This window comes from Streptomyces sp. NPDC087859 (assembly GCF_044742595.1).
Classification (GTDB): domain Bacteria; phylum Actinomycetota; class Actinomycetes; order Streptomycetales; family Streptomycetaceae; genus Streptomyces; species Streptomyces canus_F.
Window position 1 is genome coordinate 294,638 of the sequence record NZ_JBIUUU010000002.1, and the last position, 16,962, is coordinate 311,599.

General features: G+C 71.3%; 16 protein-coding genes. 9 read left to right on the forward strand and 7 right to left on the reverse strand.

The annotated features are described in order from the left end of the window. Positions 1-87: 87 nt before the first annotated feature. Positions 88-573: an Lrp/AsnC family transcriptional regulator gene (locus ACIOHP_RS05260; RefSeq protein WP_401884120.1), complete on the reverse strand. Its 486-nt coding sequence runs from the start codon at positions 571-573 to the stop codon at positions 88-90. 190 nt (positions 574-763) lie between these two features. Between ACIOHP_RS05260 and pdhA (ACIOHP_RS05265) the strand changes: the two genes are divergently transcribed. The 6 genes from pdhA (ACIOHP_RS05265) to ACIOHP_RS05290 all read left to right on the forward strand — a co-directional run bounded on the left by pdhA (ACIOHP_RS05265) (position 764) and on the right by ACIOHP_RS05290 (position 7,647). After that, positions 764-1,897, forward strand: a complete 1,134-nt coding sequence (pdhA, locus tag ACIOHP_RS05265; protein WP_401883568.1) for a pyruvate dehydrogenase (acetyl-transferring) E1 component subunit alpha — start codon at positions 764-766, stop codon at positions 1,895-1,897. After that, positions 1,897-2,901: an alpha-ketoacid dehydrogenase subunit beta gene (locus ACIOHP_RS05270; RefSeq protein WP_361483907.1), complete on the forward strand. Its 1,005-nt coding sequence runs from the start codon at positions 1,897-1,899 to the stop codon at positions 2,899-2,901. Before pdhA (ACIOHP_RS05265) ends, ACIOHP_RS05270 begins: the two co-directional genes overlap by 1 nt. Further along, positions 2,901-4,241 carry a dihydrolipoamide acetyltransferase family protein gene (locus ACIOHP_RS05275; protein WP_401883570.1) on the forward strand — a complete coding sequence of 447 codons (1,341 nt, stop codon included), beginning with the start codon at positions 2,901-2,903 and terminating at the stop codon, positions 4,239-4,241. Before ACIOHP_RS05270 ends, ACIOHP_RS05275 begins: the two co-directional genes overlap by 1 nt. Before the next feature lie 78 nt (positions 4,242-4,319). Further along, a complete protein-coding gene (locus ACIOHP_RS05280) occupies positions 4,320-5,186 on the forward strand; it encodes an NTP transferase domain-containing protein (protein ID WP_401883572.1) in 867 nt (288 codons plus the stop codon). Further along, the gene (locus ACIOHP_RS05285) at positions 5,183-6,553 is read left to right on the forward strand and encodes a molybdopterin molybdotransferase MoeA (protein WP_361552524.1); all 1,371 of its coding nucleotides are present in this window, start codon (positions 5,183-5,185) and stop codon (positions 6,551-6,553) included. The genes ACIOHP_RS05280 and ACIOHP_RS05285 overlap by 4 nt, the downstream gene beginning before the upstream one ends. Next, positions 6,550-7,647 carry a potassium channel family protein gene (locus ACIOHP_RS05290; RefSeq protein ID WP_361483915.1) on the forward strand — a complete coding sequence of 366 codons (1,098 nt, stop codon included), beginning with the start codon at positions 6,550-6,552 and terminating at the stop codon, positions 7,645-7,647. The genes ACIOHP_RS05285 and ACIOHP_RS05290 overlap by 4 nt, the downstream gene beginning before the upstream one ends. A gap of 13 nt (positions 7,648-7,660) precedes the next feature. On the opposite strand, the gene ACIOHP_RS05295 is transcribed toward ACIOHP_RS05290, so the two are convergent. Next, positions 7,661-8,509: an ABC transporter permease gene (locus ACIOHP_RS05295; protein ID WP_401883575.1), complete on the reverse strand. Its 849-nt coding sequence runs from the start codon at positions 8,507-8,509 to the stop codon at positions 7,661-7,663. Further along, a complete protein-coding gene (locus tag ACIOHP_RS05300) occupies positions 8,506-9,528 on the reverse strand; it encodes an ATP-binding cassette domain-containing protein (RefSeq protein WP_361552520.1) in 1,023 nt (340 codons plus the stop codon). The genes ACIOHP_RS05295 and ACIOHP_RS05300 overlap by 4 nt, the downstream gene beginning before the upstream one ends. 208 nt (positions 9,529-9,736) lie before the next feature. On the opposite strand from ACIOHP_RS05300, the gene ACIOHP_RS05305 reads away from it, so the two are divergent. Continuing rightward, positions 9,737-10,717 carry an NAD(P)H-quinone oxidoreductase gene (locus tag ACIOHP_RS05305; RefSeq protein ID WP_361552517.1) on the forward strand — a complete coding sequence of 327 codons (981 nt, stop codon included), beginning with the start codon at positions 9,737-9,739 and terminating at the stop codon, positions 10,715-10,717. A gap of 41 nt (positions 10,718-10,758) precedes the next feature. On the opposite strand, the gene ACIOHP_RS05310 is transcribed toward ACIOHP_RS05305, so the two are convergent. Next, positions 10,759-11,523, reverse strand: a complete 765-nt coding sequence (locus ACIOHP_RS05310) for a hypothetical protein (RefSeq protein ID WP_401883578.1) — start codon at positions 11,521-11,523, stop codon at positions 10,759-10,761. 195 nt (positions 11,524-11,718) lie between these two features. On the opposite strand from ACIOHP_RS05310, the gene ACIOHP_RS05315 reads away from it, so the two are divergent. Further along, the gene (locus tag ACIOHP_RS05315; protein ID WP_361483924.1) at positions 11,719-12,255 is read left to right on the forward strand and encodes a bacterial proteasome activator family protein; all 537 of its coding nucleotides are present in this window, start codon (positions 11,719-11,721) and stop codon (positions 12,253-12,255) included. Between the two features lie 67 nt (positions 12,256-12,322). Here ACIOHP_RS05315 and ACIOHP_RS05320 read toward each other — a convergent pair whose 3' ends face one another. From ACIOHP_RS05320 to pdhA (ACIOHP_RS05330), 3 genes are read right to left on the reverse strand one after another with little or no spacing between them, the layout of a single operon-like run. Beyond that, positions 12,323-13,723: a dihydrolipoamide acetyltransferase family protein gene (locus tag ACIOHP_RS05320; RefSeq protein WP_401883580.1), complete on the reverse strand. Its 1,401-nt coding sequence runs from the start codon at positions 13,721-13,723 to the stop codon at positions 12,323-12,325. A 10-nt stretch (positions 13,724-13,733) separates the two neighbouring features. Continuing rightward, positions 13,734-14,714 (reverse strand): alpha-ketoacid dehydrogenase subunit beta, encoded by a 981-nt coding sequence (locus tag ACIOHP_RS05325; protein ID WP_351675492.1) that lies wholly within the window; start codon positions 14,712-14,714, stop codon positions 13,734-13,736. A gap of 2 nt (positions 14,715-14,716) precedes the next feature. After that, positions 14,717-15,895: a pyruvate dehydrogenase (acetyl-transferring) E1 component subunit alpha gene (gene pdhA, locus ACIOHP_RS05330; protein ID WP_361552508.1), complete on the reverse strand. Its 1,179-nt coding sequence runs from the start codon at positions 15,893-15,895 to the stop codon at positions 14,717-14,719. A gap of 377 nt (positions 15,896-16,272) precedes the next feature. On the opposite strand from pdhA (ACIOHP_RS05330), the gene ACIOHP_RS05335 reads away from it, so the two are divergent. Beyond that, positions 16,273-16,938: a response regulator transcription factor gene (locus ACIOHP_RS05335; protein ID WP_361552505.1), complete on the forward strand. Its 666-nt coding sequence runs from the start codon at positions 16,273-16,275 to the stop codon at positions 16,936-16,938. Positions 16,939-16,962 lie beyond the last annotated feature (24 nt).

The window sequence follows — 16,962 nt, forward strand, 5'->3', positions numbered from 1 at the left end:
CCGCCCGCACTGAGCCGCCCGCACAGGGCCGCCCGCGCAAGCGCCCGCGGAAAGGGTTCCGCCCTGTACGGCCCCACGCGGCCCGGTTCAGCCCTGCGGCTCCAGGTCCTCCTCCTCGAAGACCAGCAGCGTGCGGGTGCTGAGGACCTCCGGGATGGCCTGGAGGCGGGTGAGGACCAGTTCGCGCAGGGCCCTGTTGTCGGAGGTGTGAACCAGGAGCAGGACGTCGAAGTCACCGCCGACCAGGGCGATGTGGGAGGCACCGGGCAGCTGGATGAGCTGGGCGCGGACCGTGCGCCAGGTGTTCTGGACGATCTTCAGGGTGATGTACGCCGACGTGCCCTGACCGGCGCGTTCGTGGTCGACACGGGCGCCGAAACCGCGGATCACACCGTCCTCGACGAGACGGTTGATACGCGCGTAGGCATTGGCGCGCGAGACGTGCACGCGTTCGGCCACCGACCTTATCGACGCGCGGCCGTCCGCCTGGAGCATCTTCAGGATGTCCTCGTCGATGGCGTCGAGGGGACGAGGGGGCGGCAGCGGGCGGCTGCCGTCCGGGCTCTCAGCCATTTGTTCAGGTGCCATGTCCCCCCGCCTCCCTACCATGGACGTACTGCGTTCATTGCAGGCTGTGGAGAACCGTTTGTCCACAGCCTGAGGGTGCCTGTAGCCAAAATGTGCCGACGACCGAACAATCGGTAGGTGAGGCGCATCACAACCCGTGACGCGTCTGAAGCCGCTCCCACGAGGAGGTGCCGTCATGACGGTCATGGAGCAGCGGGGCGCGTACCGGCCATCGCCGCCGCCCGCCTGGCAGCCCCGTACCGACCCCGCGCCGCTGCTGCCCGACGCGGAGCCGTACCGCGTCCTCGGCACGGAGGCGGCGGCGAAGGCCGACCCCGGCCTGCTGCGCCGCCTGTACGCCGAACTGGTGCGCGGCCGTCGGTACAACACCCAGGCCACCGCCCTCACCAAGCAGGGCCGCCTCGCCGTCTACCCCTCCAGCACCGGCCAGGAGGCCTGCGAGGTCGCCGCCGCGCTGGTGCTCGAGGACCGTGACTGGCTCTTCCCCAGCTACCGCGACACCCTCGCCGCCGTCGCCCGCGGCCTGGACCCCGTCCAGGCGCTGACCCTGCTGCGCGGCGACTGGCACACCGGCTACGACCCGCGCGAACACCGGGTCGCCCCGCTGTGCACCCCCCTGGCCACCCAGCTCCCGCACGCCGTCGGCCTCGCCCACGCGGCCCGCCTCAAGGGCGACGACGTGGTCGCGCTCGCCATGGTCGGCGACGGCGGCTCCAGCGAGGGCGACTTCCACGAGGCGCTGAACTTCGCCGCCGTCTGGCAGGCGCCGGTCGTCTTCCTGGTCCAGAACAACGGCTTCGCGATCTCCGTCCCGCTCGCCAAGCAGACCGCGGCCCCGTCGCTGGCCCACAAGGCCGTCGGCTACGGCATGCCCGGCCGGCTGGTCGACGGCAACGACGCGGCCGCCGTGCACGAGGTCCTCGCCGCCGCCGTACGGCACGCGCGCGAGGGCGGCGGCCCCACCCTCGTCGAGGCGATCACCTACCGCGTGGAGGCTCACACCAACGCCGACGACGCGACCCGCTACCGCGGCGACGCGGAGGTCGAGACCTGGCGGCAGCACGACCCGATCGCGCTCCTGGAGCACGAGCTGACCACGCGCGGGCTCCTCGACGACGCCGCCATCCAGGCCGCGCGGGACGCCGCCGAGACCATGGCCGCCGATCTGCGCGAGCGCATGAACCAGGACCCGGCGCTCGACCCGATGGATCTGTTCGCCCACGTCTACGCCGAGCCGACCCCGCAACTGCGAGAGCAGCAGGCGCAGTTGCAGGCCGAGCTGGCGGCGGAAGAGGAAGGGGCGCACTGATGACGACCGTCGCCCTCAAACCGGCCACCATGGCGCAGGCCCTCACGCGCGCGATGCGCGACGCGATGGCCGCCGACCCGACCGTGCACGTCATGGGTGAGGACGTCGGCACCCTCGGCGGTGTCTTCCGGGTCACCGACGGCCTCGCCAAGGAGTTCGGCGAGGACCGCTGCACCGACACCCCACTGGCCGAGGCCGGCATCCTCGGCACCGCCGTCGGCATGGCGATGTACGGGCTCAGGCCGGTCGTGGAAATGCAGTTCGACGCGTTCGCCTACCCGGCGTTCGAGCAGCTGATCTCGCACGTCGCCCGCATGCGCAACCGCACCCGCGGCGCGATGCCCCTCCCCATCACCATCCGGGTCCCCTACGGCGGCGGCATCGGCGGCGTCGAGCACCACAGCGACTCCTCCGAGGCGTACTACATGGCGACTCCGGGACTCCATGTCGTCACGCCCGCCACCGTCGCCGACGCGTACGGACTGCTGCGCGCCGCCATCGCCTCCGACGACCCGGTCGTCTTCCTGGAGCCCAAGCGCCTGTACTGGTCCAAGGACTCCTGGAACCCGGACCGTCCGACCGACGTCGAGCCGATAGGCCGTGCGACGGTGCGGCGCTCGGGGCGGAGCGCCACGCTCATCACGTACGGGCCGTCCGTGCCCGTGTGCCTGGAAGCCGCCGAGGCGGCACAGGCCGAGGGCTGGGACCTCGAGGTCGTCGATCTGCGCTCGCTGGTGCCGTTCGACGACGAGACGGTCTGCGCGTCGGTCCGGCGGACCGGGCGCGCGGTCGTCGTGCACGAGTCGGGCGGGTACGGCGGGCCGGGCGGCGAGATCGCGGCCCGCGTCACGGAGCGCTGTTTCCACCACCTGGAGGCGCCGGTGCTGCGCGTGGCCGGGTTCGACATCCCCTACCCGCCGCCGATGCTGGAGCGCCACCATCTGCCCGGCGTGGACCGGATCCTGGACGCCGTGGGGCGCCTGCAATGGGAGGCCGAGGGCTGATGGCACAGGTCTTGGAGTTCAAGCTGCCCGACCTCGGGGAGGGGCTCACCGAGGCGGAGATCGTGCGCTGGCTGGTGGAGGTCGGCGATGTGGTCGCCGTGGACCAGCCGGTCGTCGAGGTCGAGACGGCCAAGGCGATGGTCGAGGTGCCGTGTCCGTACGGCGGTGTCGTCACGGCCCGGTTCGGCGAGGAGGGTGCGGAGCTTCCCGTGGGGGCGCCGCTGATCACGGTGGCGGTCGGGGCACCTGTCTCCGACGGGTCCACCGAGGGCTCCGACGGTTCCACCGACGGATCCGCCGCGAAGAGCGAGGGCTCCGGGAACGTGCTGGTGGGGTACGGCACGTCCGAGGCGCCCGCGCGGCGGCGCAGGGTGCGGCCGGGGCAGGGGGCGCCCGTGGCGTCCCAGGCGGCGGTGAACGGACAGGCCGCGGTGCGCGAGGTGGTGGAGGGCCCGGTGCCCGTGATCTCGCCGCTGGTGCGCAGGCTCGCCCGGGAGAACGGCCTGGATCTGCGGGAGTTGACCGGTTCCGGACCGGACGGGCTGATCCTGCGGGCGGACGTGGAGAACGCACTGCGGTCCGCCGCCGCGCAGGACAAGGTCGCCGAACCGACGCCGACAGCACCGCCGCAGACGTCGGCTCCCACCCCTGGAGGCATCCGCGTCCCCCTCAAGGGCATCCGCGGTGCCGTGGCCGACAAGCTCTCCCGCAGCCGGCGTGAGATCCCCGACGCCACCTGCTGGGTGGACGCCGACGCGACGGAACTGATGCGTGCGCGTACGGCCATGAACGCGGCGGGCGGACCGAAGATCTCCCTGCTCGCGCTCCTCGCCCGGATCTGCACGGCCGCCCTCGCCCGGTTCCCCGAGCTCAACTCCACCGTCGACATGGCGGCCAGGGAGGTCGTCCAGTTCGACCATGTGCACATCGGGTTCGCGGCGCAGACCGAGCGCGGGCTCGTCGTGCCCGTCGTACGGGACGCGCACGCGCGGGACGCCGAGTCGCTGACCGCGGAGTTCGCCCGGCTGACCGAGGCGGCCCGGACCGGAGGCCTCACACCCGGGGAACTCACCGGCGGGACCTTCACGTTGAACAACTACGGGGTCTTCGGCGTCGACGGCTCCACACCGATCATCAACCACCCCGAGGCCGCCATGCTCGGCGTCGGCCGGATCATCCCCAAGCCGTGGGTGCACGAGGGCGAGCTGGCGGTGCGGCAGGTCGTCCAGCTGTCGCTCACCTTCGACCACCGGGTCTGCGACGGCGGCACGGCGGGCGGCTTCCTGCGGTACGTGGCGGACTGCGTGGAACAGCCGGCGGTGCTGTTGCGCACCCTCTGATCCCACGGACCGCACACGCACTGATTGCATGGCCTCCCCTGCGTTCCCTGTGATCGCCACGGCACGCATACTCGGGGGGTGACCGCTTACGACGTCGTCGTGCTCGCCGGGGGAGCCGCCCGGCGGCTCGGCGGTGCCGACAAACCCGGGGTGCGGGTGGGCGGCCGGGCGCTGCTCGACCGGGTCCTGGCGGCCTGCGCCGACGCGCGCACCACCGTCGTCGTCGCCGATCCCCGGCCCACCGCACGGCCCGTGACCTGGGCCCGCGAGGACCCGCCCGGCGGAGGCCCGCTCGCCGCACTCGGCGCCGGGCTGAGCCACACCACGGCACCGGACGTCGTCGTCCTCTCCGCCGACCTGCCGTTCCTCGCCGCCGACACCGTCCGGCACCTGCTGACCACCCTGCGGACGGGGGACACCGAAGGCGCGCTGCTCACCGATGCCGAAGGCCGTGACCAGCCCCTCGTGGCCGCGTACCGCGCCGCCGTCCTCCGCCGCGAGCTGGTCGCGCTCGGCAAGGAGCATGACGGACTCACCGGCCTCCCCCTGCGTCGCCTCACCGCAGGCCTCCACCTCACCCGTGTCCCGGACCCCGTCGCGTCGTTCGACTGCGACACCTGGGACGACATCGCCGCCGCCAGGGCACGTATCAGGGAGCATGGGCACGTGTTGGATGAATGGATTTCCGCAGTCAAGGACGAGCTGGGCATCGAACTCGACGTCGACACCGGTGTCCTGCTCGATCTCGCCCGTGACGCCGCCCACAACGTGGCCAGGCCCGCGGCGCCGCTGACGACCTTCCTCGTCGGCTACGCGGCCGCACAGGCCGGGGGAGGCCCGCAGACGGTGGCCGAACTCGCCCGCAAGGCAGCCGACCTCGCGCTCGGCTGGTCCGAGGAGAACGCTCCGGACGCCGGACCCAAGCCCGACACGGACGCCGGATGACCGCCCGCACCGGCTCGGACGCCGAGGACGCCGAGGATCTGGACGTGGAGGAGGTGCTCGCCCTCGTGAACGGCGACAACGGCCGCACCCCCGCAGACCGGACGCCCCCGCCGCAGCCCACGCCGCCCACCGGCGGCCACAAGCCCGACACCCACCACCGCGCCACCTCCTGGCCCGAGGCCCGTGCCGTCGCCGGACGAGCCGCCCGTGCCGGCACCCGGGCCGCCCGCCGCGCCCCCGTCTCCGTACCCCTCGACACCGCCCTCGGCCTCACCCTGGCCGGCCCCCTCACCGCCCTCACCGACCTGCCCTCCTTCGACACCTCCGCGATGGACGGCTGGGCGGTCGCCGGACCGGGCCCCTGGGACGTACGGGACGAGGGTGTCCTGGCCGGGCACGCGGAGCCGCAGCCGCTCACCGACGGGGAAGCGGTCCGGATCGCCACCGGCGCCCGTGTCCCCCTGGACACCACCGCGGTCATCCGCAGCGAGCACGGCCGTACCGATGCCCAGGGCCGGCTGCACGCCACCCGCGACACCCGACACGGTCAGGACATCCGCCCGCGGGGCCAGGAGTGCCGTAGCGGAGACCAGCTCCTGCCCGTCGGCACCCTCGTGACCCCGGCCGTTCTCGGGCTCGCCGCGGCCGCCGGATACGACACCCTCACCGCGGTCCCCCGCCCCCGCGCCGAAGTCCTCGTCCTCGGCGACGAGTTGCTCACCGAGGGCCTCCCGCACGACGGCCTCATCCGTGATGCGCTCGGCCCGATGCTGCCGCCGTGGCTGCGCGGACTCGGCGCCGAGGTCACCGCCGTACGCCGGCTCGGGGACGACGCCCAAGCCCTGTACAAGGCGATCACCACCTCCGACGCCGACCTGATCGTCACCACCGGAGGTACCGCCTCCGGCCCCGTCGACCACGTCCACCCCACACTCCAGCGGATCGGCGCCGAACTCCTCGTCGACGGCGTCAAGGTGCGCCCCGGCCACCCCATGCTGCTGGCCCGCACCAAGGAGAACCAGCACCTCGTCGGCCTGCCCGGCAACCCCCTCGCCGCCGTCTCCGGTCTGCTCACGCTCGCCGAGCCGCTGCTGCGGACGCTCGCGGCACGCCCCGCGCCCGAGCCGTACACCCTGCCCGTGCGGGACGAAGCGCACGGGCACCCGTACGACACCCGGCTCATCCCCGTCGTCCTGCGCGGCGACAGCGCCGTCCCGCTGCACTACAACGGGCCGGCCATGCTGCGCGGCATCGCGGCGGCGGACGCGCTGGCCGTCGTACCGCCCGGTGGTGCCCGCCCCGGTCAGGAGCTGGAACTGCTCGACCTGCCCTGGGCGTCCGCCGGGATCGAGGTGTGTTTCACGTGAAACTTCCGGGCCATGACGCGATCGCCCGCCAGGCGGACGAACATCTCGTGACCTATCGGGTGAAACTCCCGAGGAAAGTGGTGGAGCACCCGTTCCGGCAGGTCGCCAGGCGGGTGATCATGGCCTTGCTGCTCCTGGTGGGCACGGCACTGATCGTGTACGCCGACCGCGGCGGCTACAGCGACAACTCCGACGGCTCCGTCGACCTCCTCGACGCCTTCTACTACGCGACCGTCTCCCTCTCCACCACCGGATACGGCGACATCACCCCGGTCAGTGACGCCGCCCGGCTCACCAACATCTTCCTCATCACGCCGATGCGTGTGCTGTTCCTGATCATCCTGGTCGGAACCACGCTCGAGGTCCTCACCGAACGCACCCGGGAGGAATGGCGCCTGAATCGCTGGAGGTCCACCTTGCGCGACCACACCGTCGTCGTCGGCTTCGGTACGAAGGGGCGCTCGGCGATCCAGACCGTCTGTGCGACGGGCCTGAAGAAGGAGCAGGTCGTCGTGGTCGACCCCAGCTCCAAGGTGATCGAGGCGGCGACGGCCGACGGTTACGCGGGGATCGTCGGCGACGCGACGCGCAGCGAGGTGCTGAAGCGGGCCGAGGTGCACAAGGCCCGGAAGATCATCATCGCGACCCAGCGCGACGACACGGCGGTGCTGGTGACGCTGACGGCCCGGCAGCTCAACAAGGGCGCCAAGATCGTGGCCGCGGTGCGCGAGGAGGAGAACGCGCCGCTGCTGAAGCAGTCCGGCGCCGACGCGGTCATCACCAGCGCCAGTGCCGCCGGCCGGCTGCTCGGCCTCTCCGTGCTGAGCCCGGCCGCCGGCATGGTGATGGAGGACCTCATCCAGCAGGGCACCGGGCTCGACATCGTCGAACGGCCGGTCATAAAGGCCGAGGTGGGCAAGAAGCCGCGGGAGACGGAGGACCTGGTGGTGAGCGTCGTACGCGGGCACCGGGTGCTCGGATACGACGACGTGGCCGTCGGGACGCTGGAGCTGACGGACCGGCTGATCACCATCGTGCGGGCGACGCCGGGCTCGCAGATCGCGCCCGACGTCCGCCCGCTCTCCCAGGACTGAGGCCCGCTGAGACCTACTTCCTGTTGTACAGCCGCATCGTGACGGGTCCGAAGACCGCGACGAACAGGCCCGCCCACCCCAGTGACCAGGCGATCTCGTCGGCGGGCCAGTCGCCCGCCATCAGTTCGCGGACGGCCGAGGAGAGATGGGTGATGGGGCTGTTGTTGACGAAGGCCTGCAGCCAGCCCGGCATGGTCTTCGGGTCGACGAAGATGTTCGACAGGAAGGTCAGCGGGAACATCACCATCATGCTGACGCCCATCACCGACTTCTCGGTGCGCAGCAGCAGCCCGAACATCGTCCAGATCCACGAGAACGCGAACGAGAAGACGATCAGCAGCGCGACTCCGGCGAGCACGCCGCCGAACCCGCCGTCCGGGCGGTAGCCGAGAATCAGGCCGACGGTAAGCATCACGACGGACGCGATCGTGTAGCGCAGGGCGTCGCCGAGCAGATAGCCGACCATCGTCGACGGCCGCCAGATGGGCAGCGTCCGGAAGCGGTCGAAGACGCCCTTCTCGATGTCGGTGTTCACCGAGACACCCGTGTACATCGTGATCATCACGACCGACATCACCATGATGCCCGGCAGCAGGAACTGGATGTACTCCTCCGGGGAACCGGCCAGGGCGCCCCCGAACAGGTACGTGTACATCAGCACCATCATGATCGGGAACGCGGTGACGTCGAAGAGCTGCTCGGGGACGTGCTTGATCTTGAGGATCGCCCGCCAGCCGAAGGTCAGCGAGGCCGACAGGGCGCTGGGCCGCGGCGGACGCTCCCCGGAGACCAGCAGCGCGGCGAGGGACTCGGCGCTGACGGGGGCGAGGTCCTGGGTCTCGGTCTGCGTCACGGTGCTCATGCCGCGACCTCCTCGTCCTTGGAGTGCTTCGGGTCGTTCTGCGAGTCGTCGCGGGTGTCGTGTCCGGTGAGGGCGAGGAACACCTCGTCCAGGCTGGGCTGCCCCAGGGAGAAGTTGTCGACGGTGATGCCGGTGCGGGCCAGTTCGGCGAGGGCCCGGGACGCCTGCTCGGCCGCGCTGTCGCTGGTCGTGCCGCCCAGCCGGGCGGTCAGTGCCACGGGATCGGGCTCCAGCTGTACGTCCGTGTCCAGCGCCAGCCGCAGCACCTGTTCCGCCGCGGGACGCTGAGCCGGGTCACGCAGTCGCAGATGGACGGAGCCGGCGCCCACGGACGCCTTCAGCTCGCCCTTCGTGCCCTCGGCGATCACCTTGCCGCGGTCGATGACGGCGATCCGGGACGCCAGCTGGTCGGCCTCGTCCAGGTACTGCGTGGTCAGCAGCACGGTGGTGCCCTGGGCGACGACCGCGCGCACGATGTCCCACACCTGGTTGCGGCTGCGCGGGTCGAGGCCGGTCGTCGGCTCGTCGAGGAACAGCAGGTCGGGGGTGTTGAGGATGGACGCGGCGATGTCGATGCGCCGCCGCATGCCGCCCGAGTAGTGCTTGACCTGCTTCGCGGCCGCGTCCGAGAGCCCGAAGGCCTCCAGGAGCTGCCCGGCGCGCACCCGCGCCGCCTTCTTGTGGTGGCCGAGGAGACGGGCGAGCAGGATCAGGTTCTCGGCGCCGGTGAGGTCCTCGTCGACGGAGGCGTACTGACCGGTGAGGCTCACCCGGCCGCGCACCTCGTCGGCCTCGCGGACGACGTCGTGGCCGAAGACGTGGGCCTGGCCGCCGTCGGGGCGCAGGAGGGTGGCGAGCATCTTCACGGTGGTCGTCTTGCCGGCGCCGTTCGGGCCGAGGACGCCGTAGACCGTGCCGGCCGGGACGGCGAGGTCGACTCCGTCGACGGCCCGGGTCTCGCCGAACGTCTTCACCAGTCCCGCCGTCTCGATGGCCAGGCCGGAGGTGTGCTGGCTCATGGTGGGTTGTCCTTCCGCGTGCTTGGGCTAGCGCGTGCTTGGGCTACGCATGGGGAGACCTTTACCGTCGCGCAAACTCATCGGTCGCGCACAGGGTTTTCCGAGCGGATCCGCCCAATTACCGGGGGCGGCTCCGTCCGACGACCGAGGAGCTGCGACCGGGGACGGAGGGGGATGCGACCGAGGGCGGAGGAGTAGCGTCGCCCTCATGCGTGCGATCACGATTCCCGAACCTGGTGGGCCCGAGGCGCTGGTGTGGGGCGAGGCCCCCGATCCGGTGCCCGGCGAGGGCGAGGTGCTGGTCGAGGTGGTGGCCAGTGCCGTCAACCGGGCCGACATCCTGCAGCGCCAGGGCTTCTACGACCCGCCGCCCGGCGCCTCCCCCCACCCCGGCCTGGAGTGCTCGGGCCGTGTCGTCGAGACCGGACCCGGTGTCTCCGGATGGGCGGTGGGCGACGAGGTGTGTGCGCTGCTGTCGGGCGGCGGGTACGCCGAGAAGGTCGTCGTACCGGCCGGTCAGCTGCTGCCCGTGCCCAAGGGCGTGGACCTCCGGCAGGCCGCCGCGCTGCCCGAGGTGACCTGCACGGTCTGGTCGAACGTCTTCATGATCTCCCACCTGCGTCCCGGCGAGACGCTGCTCGTGCACGGCGGCTCCAGCGGTATCGGCACGATGGCGATCCAGCTGGCGAAGGCCGTCGGTGCGAAGGTCGCGGTCACGGCGGGCACGAAGGAGAAGCTGGACCACTGTGCCGGGCTCGGCGCGGACATCCTGGTCAACTACCGGGAGCAGGACTTCGTGGCCGAGGTGAAGCAGGCGACCGGCGGTGCGGGAGCCGACGTGATCCTCGACAACATGGGCGCGAAGTACCTCGACCGCAACGTCCAGACCCTCGCCGTCAACGGCCGCCTCGCGATCATCGGCATGCAGGGCGGCATCAAGGGCGAACTGAACATCGCGGCGCTCTTGGCCAAGCGCGCCGCCATCAGCGCGACGTCGCTGCGGGCCCGGCCGCCGGCCGAGAAGACGGCGATCGTGGCGGCGGTACGGGAACACGTCTGGCCGTTGCTGGACGGGGGCCATGTCCGTCCCGTGGTCGACCGCGAGATCCCGATGAGCGACGCGGCGGCGGCGCACCGGGTGGTGGAGGAGAGCGGGCACGTCGGGAAGGTGCTGCTGGTCGTCGAGTAGGAGTACGCCGGGCAGCGCGGCCTCAGGCCCTCCACAGGCCCTCATTCCCGTCGCACCCGCAGGCCGACGAACGCGAGCCCCAGACCGAGCCCGATCAGGACCAGCCCGCTGCCGAGCGGCAGGATCCGCAGGACGGGCTCGGTGGGGCTCTCGGCACGGGTCACGTCCTGCCGCCCGTTCCGCCGCGGTGGCGGAGAGGCGTCCGGTACGGCTTCCCGCGACGGCTCCGCCACGACGGTGGCGTCACCGTCGGCGGGCTGCTCGGCCTCACTCTCGCTCCCGACGCCCGAACCCGCGTCCTCCTCGCCGGTCTCCGCAGCCTCCGCCGCCTCCCGCCGCCCCGGCCGCTCCCGCCCCTCACCCGCCCGGCTCCCGGCCCGGGACGGCTCGGCCGAGGGGGACGCGGTGGCTTCCGCGCGCGGGACGGGCCGGGAGCCGTGCAGTGCCGGTTCGGACGGGGCGTCCACCGCCCTCGGCGTCATCCTGCCGTCCGGTACCGCCGACGCGGTCGCGCTGCCTCGCACTCCGGGTGCGGCCTGGCTGCCCGGCACCGCGGATGCCGATGGGACGTATCGCATCCCCGGGCCGACCGCACCGCCCCGCGCCCACCCCGGCCGGTCCGTCGTGGCCCCGCCCTCCTGTGCCGTGAGGGCGAACGCGCTCTTCCCTGCAGCGCGTGCGGGCTCACCACCCCGCACCGCCTCGGCGCCGTAAGACATCCCCGCCCCGCACGGAACCGCGACCGCTCCCGTCCCCAGGGCGATCACCAGTCCCGTAGTGCGCACGGTGCGCAGCCATCGCGTCACGGGACCAGCGTCACACCGGGCCGGGCTCGCGGCATTCCGGGCGCCGCCGAAGTGTCGAAGCGGCCGCACACGGGTCTGTCGATACGGCACGGACCGCCGGCGCCGGTGACGGAAACTTCCGCACCGTAAACGGTGGATCACCCTCCATGGGGGGCACCTCAGTGGTGAGGTGTACCGGTGCGAGAGAATGGCGGCATGGAGATGCCGAGGAACGAACGGTCGCCCGAACAGCCCCAGATCCTGGTCGTGGGCCAGGACGGAATGGCGCTCGGCGGCACCGGGGACGAGGACTCCCGCGAGATTCCGGTGACGGAGATGGTGGAGCAGCCCGCCAAGGTCATGCGGATCGGCAGCATGATCAAGCAGCTGCTGGAGGAAGTGCGAGCGGCTCCCCTGGACGAGGCGAGCCGGGTCCGGCTCAAGGAGATCCACCGCAGCTCGGTGGCGGAGCTGGAGGACGGTCTGGCCCCTGAGCTGGTCGAGGAGCTGGAGCGGCTCTCCCTGCCCTTCACGGACGGGGCGACCCCGAGCGACGCCGAACTGCGGATCGCGCAGGCCCAGTTGGTCGGCTGGCTGGAGGGTCTCTTCCACGGGATCCAGACCACCCTGTTCGCCCAGCAGATGGCCGCGCGGGCGCAGTTGGAGCAGATGCGGCGGGCGCTGCCGCCCGGCGTCGGCCATGACGGCGAGGACGGCCCCACGGCGGGCCGTTCGGGCGGGCCCTACCTGTAGACCACGTAAACGAAGGGGCCGGCGAAGAACGCCGGCCCCTTCACTCATGCCTCACGGCACTGATGCCTCACGCCCAGGTGATCAGCCGCTTCGGCTGCTCCAGGATCGCCGCCACGTCCGCCAGCACCTTGGAACCCAGTTCGCCGTCGACCAGCCGGTGGTCGAAGGAGAGCGCCAGCGTCGTGACCTGACGCGGCTTCACCTTGCCCTTGTGGACCCACGGCTGGAGCTTGATCGCGCCGACCGCGAGGATCGCGGACTCGCCGGGGTTGAGGATCGGCGTACCGGTGTCGACGCCGAAGACGCCGACGTTGGTGATGGTGACGGTGCCGCCCTGCATGGCCGCGGGCGAGGTCTTCCCGTCCTTCGCCGTCACCACCAGCTCACCCAGTGCCTGAGCCAGCTGCGGCAGCGTCTTGGCGTGCGCGTCCTTGATGTTCGGCACGATCAGACCGCGCGGGGTGGCCGCGGCGATGCCCAGGTTCACATAGTGCTTCTGCACGATCTCCTGGTTCGCCTCGTCCCAGGACGCGTTGACGTCCGGGTTCCGCTTGATGGCGACCAGCAGGGCCTTGACGATCAGCAGCAGCGGGTTCACCCGCAGCCCCTGCATCTCCTTGTCCTGCTTGAGCTCCTCGACGAGCTTCATCGTGCGCGTCACGTCGACCGTCACGAACTCGGTGACGTGCGGCGCGGTGAACGCCGAGCCGACCATCGCCGCGGCCGTCGCCTTGCGGACGCCCTTGACCGGGATACGGGTCTCCCTGGCCGTGTCGTACGTCGGTACGGGCGCGGGCGCCTGGGCGGGGGCCGCGGTGGGCGCCGGCGTCTCGACGACCGCCGGCTCCGGGGCCGCCGCCGCGTGGACGTCCTCGCGGGTGATGATGCCGTCGGGGCCGGACGGGACGATCGTCGTCAGGTCGACGCCGAGGTCCTTGGCCAGCTTGCGCACCGGAGGCTTGGCCAGCGGGCGCTCCTTGAGCGCCGCCACCGGTGCCCCGTGGCCGTTCAGCTCGGTCTGGATCACGACCGGGGTCTCCTGGACCGGCGCGGGCTCCTGGACCGGGACCTGGGGGCCCTTGCGGGGGCGCCGCTTGGTCGAGGACGCGGCGACGCCGTACCCGACGAGCACGGGCTGGCGGCCCTCGGGCTTCTTCTCGGGCTCCGGTTCGGCAGCCGGCGCCGGTGCCTCGGCGGGAGCCGCCCCGCCCGACACGTCCACCGCGATGATCGACATGCCCACGGCGACCGTGGTGCCCTCGGGGAAGTGGAGCTCCCGCACGACACCGTCGTAGGGGATGGGCAGTTCGACGGCCGCCTTGGCGGTCTCGACCTCGCACACCACCTGGCCGTCGGTGACCTCGTCACCGGGCTTGACGTACCACTTGAGGATCTCGGCCTCGGTGAGGCCCTCGCCCACGTCCGGCATCTTGAACTCGCGTACGGACGCTTCCGTCATCGTCGTCACGACCCTCTCCTCAGTACGCCAGGGCACGGTCGACGGCGTCGAGTACCCGGTCCAGGCCCGGCAGGTACTCCTCTTCCAGACGGGCCGGCGGGTAGGGGGCGTGATAGCCGCCGACCCGGAGCACCGGGGCCTCCAGGTGGTAGAAGCAGCGCTCCGTGATCCGGGCCGCGATCTCCGCGCCCGAGCCGAAGAACACCGGCGCCTCGTGGACGACGATCAGACGGCGGGTCTTCTCGACGGAGGCCTGGATGGAGTCGAAGTCCAGCGGGGACACCGAGCGCAGGTCGAGGATCTCGAGGTTCCTGCCCTCCTCGGCGGCCGCGTCGGCGACCTCCCGGCAGAGCTTCACCATCGGGCCGTAGGCGACCAGGGTGAGGTCGGTGCCCTCGCGGACCACCTGGGCCTTGTGCAGCGGGCCGGGGATGGCTTCGGTGTTGACCTCGCCCTTGTCCCAGTAGCGCCGCTTGGGCTCGAAGAAGATCACCGGGTCGTCGCTCTGGATGGCCTGCTGCATCATCCAGTACGCGTCGAAGGAGTTCGAGGGGCTGACGACCTTGAGGCCCGCCACGTGCGCGAAGAGGGCCTCGGGGGACTCCGAGTGGTGCTCGACCGCGCCGATCCCACCGCCGTAGGGAATGCGCACCACGACGGGGAGCTTGACCTTGCCCAGCGAGCGGGCGTGCATCTTCGCGAGCTGCGTGACGATCTGGTCGTAGGCCGGGAAGACGAAGCCGTCGAACTGGATCTCCACCACCGGGCGGTAGCCGCGCAGCGCGAGGCCGATCGCGGTGCCGACGATGCCCGACTCGGCGAGCGGGGTGTCGATGACCCGCTCCTCGCCGAAGTCCTTCTGCAGTCCGTCCGTCACCCGGAACACACCGCCGAGCTTGCCGACGTCCTCGCCCATGATGAGGACCTTGGGGTCCGTCTCCAGGGCGCGGCGCAGCGATTCGTTGATCGCCTTGGCCAGGGCCAACTTTTCGGCTGCCATGGTCAGACCCCCTCTTCCTCTGCGAACGACGCCTGGTAGGCGGCGAACTGGGCGCGCTCCTCGTCGACGAGCGCGTGTCCGTCCGCGTACGCGTGCTCGAAGATGGCGAAGTGGTCCGGGTCCGGCATGGCGCGGACCGCTTCACGTACTCGCTTGCCCAACGCCTCGCTCTCGGCCTCGAGTTCCGCGAAGAATCCGTCGTCCGTGTGGTTTGAGGCCTCCAGGTACCGGCGAAGGCGCAGGATCGGGTCCTTCGCCTCCCAGGCCACGCGCTCCTCGTCGGCCCGGTACTTGGTCGGGTCGTCGGAGGTGGTGTGGGCGCCCATCCGGTAGGTGTACGCCTCGACCAGCGTCGGGCCCTCGCCGTTGCGGGCGCGCTCCAGGGCCCACTTGGTGACCGCGAGGCAGGCCAGCACGTCGTTGCCGTCCACGCGCACGCCCGGGAAGCCGAAGCCCTGGGCGCGCTGGTAGAGCGGCACCCGGGTCTGCTTCTCGGTGGGCTCGGAGATCGCCCACTGGTTGTTCTGGCAGAAGAACACGACCGGGGCGTTGTAGACCGCGGAGAAGGTGAAGGACTCGGCCACGTCGCCCTGGCTGCTCGCGCCGTCGCCGAAGTAGGCGATGACCGCGCTGTCCGCGCCGTCCTTGGCGATGCCCATGGCGTAGCCGGTGGCGTGCAGGGTCTGGGAGCCGATGACGATCGTGTAGAGCTGGAAGTTGTTGGTGTTGGGGTCCCAGCCGCCGTTGTTCACGCCACGGAACATGCCCAGCAGGTTGGTCGGGTCGACCCCGCGGCACCAGGCGACGCCGTGCTCGCGGTAGGTCGGGAAGACGAAGTCGTCCTCGCGGGTGGCCCGTCCGGAGCCGATCTGGGCGGCCTCCTGGCCGAGCAGCGAGGCCCACAGCCCCAGCTCGCCCTGGCGCTGCAGGGAGGTGGCTTCTGCGTCGAAGCGGCGGGTGAGCACCATGTCGCGGTACAGACCGCGGAGCTCTTCGGGGGTGATGCCGGCGACGTACTTGTCGTACGTGGCGTCCTTGACGCGCTTGCCCTCGGGCGTCAGCAGCTGCACGAGCTCGGGCTCGGTGCCCGGCTGCTTCTTGGCGGTCGTGCGCTTGCCGGCCGTGCTCTTGGTACTGGCGCTGCGTCGCGGTGTGCGCGCGGCAGTGCTCTCCACGGTCACGTGTGCTCCTCCGTCGGTCCGGCTACCCGGGTTCGCCGGGGGCCTGGGGTTCCCCTCGGCTCGTTCAGAGCCTGGGGGAGCGGCTCACCTGAAGCCCTACGGACGCACGGGGTGGGTGCGGCTCGGTCGGGAACAGGCGTGACAGGTGCCCCGGCGAGCGCCCTGCACAATGCACGTTACCCAGTGCCTCACATTTCTGTGAAACCCCTCCTGACCTGCGATTTTGCTTGGATTTCCAAGTAAATCGCGAAAGTCGGGAACAACTCCTGGTCACAGCCTTGCAGGGGGCCGGAACAACGGCACGTTAACCCGGTGACCCAGGTCACGGGAAGAGCCTGCCTGAAGCGAGCTCTCAGACGCCGTGTGACACTGACCTCGTGCGCGAAGAAGGAAAAATCCGGGTATTTCTCCTCGATGACCACGAGGTCGTCCGGCGGGGCGTCCATGAGCTGCTCTCGGTGGAGGACGACATCGAGGTGGTCGGCGAGGCCGGTACGGCGGCCGACGCGCTGGTCCGGATCCCGGCCACCCGGCCCGACGTGGCCGTCCTCGACGTACGGCTCCCGGACGGCAGCGGGGTGGAGGTCTGCCGGGAGATCCGGTCCGGGGACGAGAACGTCATGTGCCTGATGCTGACGTCGTTCGCCGACGACGAGGCCCTCTTCGACGCGATCATGGCGGGCGCCTCGGGGTATGTCCTGAAGGCCATCCGGGGCAACGAACTCCTGGCGGCCGTACGGGATGTCGCCGCCGGCAAGTCCCTCCTCGACCCGGTGGCCACCGCGCGCGTGCTGGAACGGCTGCGGGACGGCGGCACCGCCAAGGGCGACGACAGGCTCGCGCACCTCACCGAGCAGGAGCGCAGGATCCTCGACCTGATCGGCGAGGGGCTCACCAACCGCGCGATCGGCGAGCGGTTGCACCTGGCGGAGAAGACGATCAAGAACTATGTGTCGAGTCTGCTTTCCAAACTCAACATGGAGCGCCGCTCGCAGGCGGCGGCGTTCGTGGCGCGGATGCAGGTCGAGCAGGAGCGTCGCTGAGGACCGCGGCGGGCCCGTCGCGGG

Bases quoted from the DNA above. Each gene is read 5' to 3' on its own strand.
- ACIOHP_RS05315 (WP_361483924.1), top strand. From the start codon at position 11,719: ATGGAGATGCCGAGGAACGAACGGTCGCCCGAACAGCCCCAGATCCTG.
- ACIOHP_RS05260 (WP_401884120.1), bottom strand. From the start codon at position 573: ATGGCTGAGAGCCCGGACGGCAGCCGCCCGCTGCCGCCCCCTCGTCCC.
- ACIOHP_RS05325 (WP_351675492.1), bottom strand. From the start codon at position 14,714: ATGGCAGCCGAAAAGTTGGCCCTGGCCAAGGCGATCAACGAATCGCTG.
- ACIOHP_RS05295 (WP_401883575.1), bottom strand. From the start codon at position 8,509: ATGAGCACCGTGACGCAGACCGAGACCCAGGACCTCGCCCCCGTCAGC.
- pdhA (WP_401883568.1), top strand. From the start codon at position 764: ATGACGGTCATGGAGCAGCGGGGCGCGTACCGGCCATCGCCGCCGCCC.
- ACIOHP_RS05300 (WP_361552520.1), bottom strand. From the start codon at position 9,528: ATGAGCCAGCACACCTCCGGCCTGGCCATCGAGACGGCGGGACTGGTG.
- ACIOHP_RS05305 (WP_361552517.1), top strand. From the start codon at position 9,737: ATGCGTGCGATCACGATTCCCGAACCTGGTGGGCCCGAGGCGCTGGTG.
- ACIOHP_RS05285 (WP_361552524.1), top strand. From the start codon at position 5,183: ATGACCGCCCGCACCGGCTCGGACGCCGAGGACGCCGAGGATCTGGAC.
- ACIOHP_RS05270 (WP_361483907.1), top strand. From the start codon at position 1,897: ATGACGACCGTCGCCCTCAAACCGGCCACCATGGCGCAGGCCCTCACG.
- ACIOHP_RS05275 (WP_401883570.1), top strand. From the start codon at position 2,901: ATGGCACAGGTCTTGGAGTTCAAGCTGCCCGACCTCGGGGAGGGGCTC.